Genomic DNA, 3,151 nt, shown 5'->3' on the forward strand with positions numbered 1-3,151 from the left:
GTAAGCGTCCGGCCTTGGTCGTGTTGCCAGGTTGATGCACAATCGCGATGAGCGCGCCTTACGCAGTGTCCATTCGCACTGCGTAAGGAGAGTGCGTTGGATAGGGTTGAAATCATCACCGGGGTGGAACGTCGCCGCCGATATTCGGATGAGGAGCGCGCGGCGGTTCTGGCGATGTGCGACGAGCCCAAAGCCACGATCGTGGGCGTGGCCAAGCGATTGGGCATGTCGCCGGGGCTGATCCATGGCTGGCGGCGGATGCGCCGAGAGGCGGAGAAGCTTTCCAGTGAGCCGCTGCAGTTCATCGCCTATGGTTCGGTGGCTGAACCGACAGGCCAAGCGCTTGCCCCCACGCCGATGGCACCACAGCCAGCGCCTGCCCAGCACACCGCCGCCGAGGAACTGACCCGCCCGCATCCCGGCACTCGCCCCGGAGCGATAGACGTCGATCTGCCCGGCGGCATCCGGCTGTCGGTGGACAGCTATGTCAACGAGAAGGCACTGGCGCGGGTGCTGCGCGCGTTGCGGGATGTCGCATGATTTCGCTGGCGCCGGGCACCAAGGTCTATCTGGCGAGCAAGCCGGTCAGCATGCGGCTCGGCTTTGACGGGCTTGCCGCGCTGGTGCGTCCCTTGTTCGCGGTCGAGCCCTACGGCGGTCATGTCTTCCTGTTTCGCAGCAAGAGCGGCAATTACTTGAAGGCGCTGCACTGGGATGGCAGCGGGCTTTGCCTGTTCGCAAAGCGTCTGGAACGCAGCCGTTTTGTGTGGCCGCCCTTGATCGAAGGCGGCGTGGTATTGACCCCTGCGCAGTTCGCCTTGCTGATCGAGGCGATGGATTGGCGGCGGACGGTGGCGCCCGAACCACCCCGCACACCTGCTCAACTATGACGTTGTAATTGCCGCAATTCCGGGCTTTTTGCTTGGGCGAAGGGGCGGATTCTGCTAGCGGGAAGCGTGTCTCCCGACGATTTCGAACTGCCTGCTGATCCCGCAGAATTGCGCGCTTTTGCCGCTGCCATGCTGGCGCGCGCGATGGCGTCAGAGCAGGCGCTGGCCGCCGAGCAGACCGCCCATGGCGAGACCCGCGAGAAGCTGGAGATGGCGCAGAATTCGATCAAGCTGACCGCGCTGCAGATCGAGAAGTTCAAGGTTCAGCTGGCCCGTCTTCGGCGCATGAAGTTCGGCCAATCCTCCGAGCGCCTTGCGGCAGAGGCCGATCAACTTGAACTGACGCTGGAAGACCTCGAAGCCGAGCATGCCCATGCCGAGTGCGTGGTCGAAGGCGGCGTGCCCGGTGATGCGCCCACCAAGGCTCCCCCACGCAAGCCGCGCCGCGCGCCGCTGCCCGACCATCTGCCTCGCGACGAGATCATGCACGCCGCACCGGATGCCGACGGCTGCTCGGCCTGTGGCGGTACAATGGGCAAACTCGGCGAGGACGTGACCGAGGTGCTGGAATATGTCCCGGGTCGCTTCCGCGTCACCCGTCATGTTCGGCCCAAGCTGTCCTGCAATCGCTGCGATGCCATCAGCCAGGCACCGGCCCCGGGGCTGCCCGTGCCGCGTGGCCGTGCTGGCGCCGGCCTGCTGGCGCATGTCATCGTCTCGAAGTTTGCCGATCACCTGCCTTTGTATCGCCAGTCGCAGATCTATGCCCGCGAAGGCGTGGAGATCAGCCGCTCGACGATGGCGGACTGGCTGGGGCAGGCAAGCTGGCTGCTGCAACCGCTGGTCGACAAGATTACCGATCACGTCATGGCCAGCATCAAACTCCACGCTGATGACACGCCTGTTCCGGTGCTGGCGCCGGGGACCGGGAAGACCGCCACCGGCAGGCTGTGGGTCTATCTGCGCGACAACCGACGATGGGACGCATCGGATAGACCGGCAGCACTGTTCCGCTACAGCCCGGATCGCAAGGGCGAGCGGCCACGCGAACACCTCAAGTCATTCGCGGGCTTCCTGCAGGCCGATGCCTATGCCGGGTTCGAGCGGCTCTATGCCCCTGATCGTGAGCCGGGGCGGATAACGCCTGTCGCCTGCTGGGCACATGCCCGCCGCAAGCTGCATGACGTATTCAAGGCGGACGAGCATTCCGTGGCGCGCCAAGGGCTGGATATGATCCGCGACCTTTACGCCATCGAGCGCCAGATCGACGATATGTCGGCTGAGGAACGGCGGCAGGCGCGCATGGCATCGAAAGCCAAGGCACTGGATTTCTTCGCATGGGCAGATGATGTGCTGTCGAAGGTATCGGCTCGCTCACCGCTGGCTGAGGCGCTGCGCTATGCTGTGAAGCTCAAGCCCCAATTGCTGACCTATACCGAGGACGGCAGGCTGGAGATCGACAACAACCCGGCAGAGAACGCGCTCCGGGGGATATGTCTGGGCCGCAAAAACTGGCTTTTTGCCGGTGCCGACTGCGGCGGCGAGCGCGCTGCCGCCATGTATTCGCTGCTGGAAACCGCCAAGCTCAATGGCGTCAACCCGCAGGAATGGCTGGCCGATGTTCTCGACCGCATCGGCAAGGGCCATCCCATCAACCGGATTGATGAACTGTTGCCTTGGAATATTCAAACGACAGCGTAATTACAGTCTCCGCGCCACTCGCGGGAGAAGCTCATGTCAATCATTGCAGGCCTGATTGGCGCAGTCGCTAGTGTCGCGGTCTCATGTTTCGTAGCAGCCAGGCCTGCGCGGGCCAAATTGACCCCTGATGGGTGGCATTTGCTTCTACCTGGCCCGCTGCTGCATTGCCTGCTTATCGGAACCATGGCGATGCTTGCGCTTTTCGGTTTCATTATGCTCTCGGGTGGCTCAACACGACCTGATGCCGAGCAACAAAATGCGGCCTTCTATTTTTTGATCGCCGGTTTTGGGTTTATGGGCTTCTTCATTGGATGGGCAGCCTATTGGACCAAGATCAGCTGGCGTGGCAGCATCTTAAGATTGCGCACACCTCGGAAAACTGTCGAACACGATCTTTCAGCAATCGTGAAATTCGCAAAATACGATTCTCTCGGCTTGGCGGTCATCTACTTCAAGGACCATGCTCCGGTATATTTTAGCACTTGGCTAAAAGGTGCCTCCGAGCTCGAAGCTAAAATCCATCGAGCCCATACCAAGAAGGGGTGAACCGGACGCTTACG

Annotated in this window: 4 protein-coding genes; all 4 read left to right on the forward strand. The window is 62.0% G+C overall.

The window, feature by feature from the left end; genetic code table 11:
• Positions 1-96 precede the first annotated feature (96 nt).
• The 4 genes from FHW96_RS25745 to FHW96_RS25760 all read left to right on the forward strand — a co-directional run bounded on the left by FHW96_RS25745 (position 97) and on the right by FHW96_RS25760 (position 3,137).
• Positions 97-540, forward strand: coding sequence for a transposase (locus tag FHW96_RS25745; protein WP_172343418.1), 444 nt, complete (start codon positions 97-99; stop codon positions 538-540).
• Entirely contained in the window at positions 537-890 is a 354-nt protein-coding gene (gene tnpB / locus FHW96_RS25750) for an IS66 family insertion sequence element accessory protein TnpB (protein ID WP_054132008.1), read from the forward strand. Before FHW96_RS25745 ends, tnpB begins: the two co-directional genes overlap by 4 nt.
• A 66-nt stretch (positions 891-956) precedes the next feature.
• Positions 957-2,591: an IS66 family transposase gene (locus FHW96_RS25755; protein WP_371815819.1), complete on the forward strand. Its 1,635-nt coding sequence runs from the start codon at positions 957-959 to the stop codon at positions 2,589-2,591.
• A 33-nt stretch (positions 2,592-2,624) separates the two neighbouring features.
• A complete protein-coding gene (locus FHW96_RS25760) occupies positions 2,625-3,137 on the forward strand; it encodes a hypothetical protein (RefSeq protein ID WP_172343419.1) in 513 nt (170 codons plus the stop codon).
• Positions 3,138-3,151: the final 14 nt, after the last annotated feature.

Origin of the sequence: Novosphingobium sp. SG751A (assembly GCF_013149295.1) — a bacterium.
Classification (GTDB): domain Bacteria; phylum Pseudomonadota; class Alphaproteobacteria; order Sphingomonadales; family Sphingomonadaceae; genus Novosphingobium.

Excerpts from the sequence above, each read along its gene's own strand:
- FHW96_RS25760 (WP_172343419.1), top strand. The coding sequence starts at position 2,625 with ATGTCAATCATTGCAGGCCTGATTGGCGCAGTCGCTAGTGTCGCGGTC.
- tnpB (WP_054132008.1), top strand. The coding sequence starts at position 537 with ATGATTTCGCTGGCGCCGGGCACCAAGGTCTATCTGGCGAGCAAGCCG.